We start from the raw sequence: 2,816 nt of genomic DNA, 5'->3' as shown, positions 1-2,816 counted from the left end.
GATTTCGCAGATTACACAGATTACAATGAATACGCGATTAAGGTTGCGGAATCTGTCGGGTTAAATTCCCCGCAGCTTGCTGCGTTAAGATAGAAAATATCATTTGTTGATACCCCGTGGCTTGCCGCGGGGTCGTTCATTTTATTTTTCATATGTAATACATATAGTAATACAACACGATATTGTCAAGAAAACAAAAAAAGTTTTTTATCACAAAAAAATAAAAGCAGGTAATATTCGACAAGATTCGGGATTTATCTCGGTGAACTCTGTGAGCTTGAGCGAATCTGCCGGAGGCAGATAAAACGGGCGAGAGCTAATTAAAAAATGTGCGGGATTTGCGGAAAAATATGCTTTGATGGCAAACCCATCGAAGAAGATTTGATCAAAGAAATGTGCCGTTCTTTTTCCTATCGGGGACCGGATGATAACGGAACATACATCAATAATTCGGTAGCAGACAATGGCCGGCAGATTTCTTTAGGCCTGGGGCATCAGAGGCTTTCAATTATTGATTTGTCGTCCGCCGGTCATCAGCCCATGACCAACGAGGACGGTACTATTTGGATCACCTATAATGGAGAGGTTTATAATTTTAAGGAATTAAGAGCTGATCTGAAGCGCAAAGGGCATGCTTTTAAAAGTGATACGGATACAGAGGTTATTCTGCACCTGTATGAGGAAGAAGGCATCGACGCTGTACATCGACTTAACGGCATGTTTGCTTTTGCGCTCTGGGATGAAAATAAATCGCGACTTTGGGTTTGTCGTGACCGCATCGGCATCAAGCCGCTGGTGTATTATTGGGATGGAAAGCACTTTGCTTTTGCTTCTGAGATCAAAGCACTGTTAAACGATCCTGCGATTACAAAAGAATTGGATCATGAGGCGCTTTATCTCTATCTTACGTTTAGTTATGTTCCTGCTCCGTATACGATGTTTAGCGGAGTCAGGAAACTCGAGCCCGGTTATTTTATAATTCTGGAGCAAGGAAAATTAACAATAAAGAAGTACTGGGATGTCGACAAAACGATTGCTCAGAATAGACCGTTATTGCCATTTGCAGAGCAGGAAGGAATATTCAAGAAACGTCTTTATGAATATCTTAATGATGCGGTGCGCAAACGGTTGATCGCGGATGTCCCTTTGGGCGCTTTTTTAAGCGGGGGGATCGATTCGAGCATTATCGTGGCCCTAATGGCTCAGAATTCAAATCAGCCAATCAAAACATTTTCAATCGGATTTAAAGACGCCGAGCTTTTTGACGAAACACACTATGCCCGGGAGGTGGCCGATTGTTTTAAAACCGACCATCACGAGTTCAAGCTGACTTACAGGGATATGCTGGATGTCCTGCCCGATGTCCTTGCTACCTTTGACGAGCCCTTTGCCGATTCATCTGCTATTCCAACCTATATCGTATCAAGAGAAACAAAAAAATACGTCACCGTGGCTTTATCAGGGGATGGGGGTGATGAGCTTTTTGCCGGGTATCGATCCTACCTGGGAGAGTACTGGTATAAAAGGTACATGTTCATACCGGCATTCATTAGAGAGGAGTTCTTTGAGAGGCTAATCCAAAGGCTGCCTGACTCCAGAGATTCCAAATATCTGGAATACATCCGGCGCCTTAAAAAATTCATTAAAGGTACTAAGGGATCATTTCCGGAGAGGGTTCTAGCTTTGAAGGAGATTTTCCCAAGGGATATTCGACGCAATCTTCTGCGTCGATCAGGATCTAATGAAAATCCATTACTGGAAGATCCTGCTTTGAGCCGTATTCAAAGACTGCTGGACTTGAACTGCAATGATCGCATCAACAGTATTCTTTATGCTGATCTCAAAGATTCTCTGCCGGGTGATATGCTCACAAAAGTGGATTGGATGAGCATGAAGAACTCTCTGGAAGTACGGGTACCTTTTCTGGATCATCGGGTGGTGGAACTGGCCTTCAGCATGCAGAGTACATTTAAGCTGCATAAAGGGCAAAGCAAATACATCCTTAAAGAAACCTTTAAAGATATGCTTCCGCCAGGTCTTATTGATCGGCCCAAGGCTGGGTTTGAGGTTCCCATCAGCCGGTGGCTGAAGACGGATTTAAAATTTCTGATCGAGCAAAACCTTGCCGAAGATAGAATAAGGGAACAAGGAATTTTTGAGTACGAAATCATAGAAAAACTGATTCATGACCACATGTCAAATCGAACCGATACATCATGGATGTTATGGAATCTGATCGTTTTTCAACACTGGCATAAAGAGTATTTGACAGTATAAAATCGTATTACGATTTTATAATTTGACAACCAGGCCAATAGAATATATTCTATTCATATAATCGTAAAACGATTTTATTTTAATAAGGAGAGAATACTATGCCCTCAACGACAGTCCATATACCTGATTCATTGCTATCCAAAATAGACCAAACAGTTAAAGAGAAGGACATCAGCCGCAACCGCTTTATCGTTCAAGCCTGTGAAAAAGCATTGCAAAATGAGGCCGGACAGTGGCCTGAAGATTTTTTCGAGACCAACCTTAGCAAAGAAAATTTGAGGTTGCTGAGAAAAGGTGCCTCGGAAATGGAGGCGGCAATTATTAAAATGAGAAAGAATCGGGCGGATGTGGATTTATGAGATATGTTTTGGATACTACAGCATTTTCGGCCGCCATGCGACGAGAAGAAAGCCTGTTGATGTTTCTAAAAAAATATCGTCCAGGAGATATTTGCACTGTTCCGCCGGTTGTAGCTGAAATACAATACGGCATAAAAAGATTAAATAATTCTTCCAAAAAATCCCTCTTATTGAAGTCCG

The 2,816-nt window shown here is 42.0% G+C and carries 3 protein-coding genes; all 3 read left to right on the top strand.

From position 1 onward, the window contains the following. Nucleotides 1-327: 327 nt before the first annotated feature. Entirely contained in the window at nt 328-2,277 is a 1,950-nt protein-coding gene (gene asnB, locus V3S16_RS15650) for an asparagine synthase (glutamine-hydrolyzing) (RefSeq protein WP_413886605.1), read from the top strand. Nucleotides 2,278-2,375: 98 nt separating this feature from the next. Beyond that, nucleotides 2,376-2,636 carry a YlcI/YnfO family protein gene (locus V3S16_RS15645; protein WP_413886604.1) on the top strand — a complete coding sequence of 87 codons (261 nt, stop codon included), beginning with the start codon at nt 2,376-2,378 and terminating at the stop codon, nt 2,634-2,636. Beyond that, nucleotides 2,633-2,816, top strand: a 184-nt coding sequence (locus tag V3S16_RS15640) for a type II toxin-antitoxin system VapC family toxin (RefSeq protein WP_413886603.1), incomplete at its 3' end; no start/stop codon positions are given. The genes V3S16_RS15645 and V3S16_RS15640, both read left to right, overlap by 4 nt.

The organism is Candidatus Desulfatibia sp., assembly GCF_036446775.1.
Lineage (GTDB): Bacteria > Desulfobacterota > Desulfobacteria > Desulfobacterales > UBA11574 > Desulfatibia_A.
Note: the sequence above shows the minus strand (reverse complement) of the source record. Positions and strands in the feature narration are given on the sequence as shown.

What these genes read in the sequence shown, in the direction of transcription:
- V3S16_RS15645 (WP_413886604.1), top strand. Translation starts at nt 2,376, where the DNA reads ATGCCCTCAACGACAGTCCATATACCTGATTCATTGCTATCCAAAATA.
- asnB (WP_413886605.1), top strand. Translation starts at nt 328, where the DNA reads ATGTGCGGGATTTGCGGAAAAATATGCTTTGATGGCAAACCCATCGAA.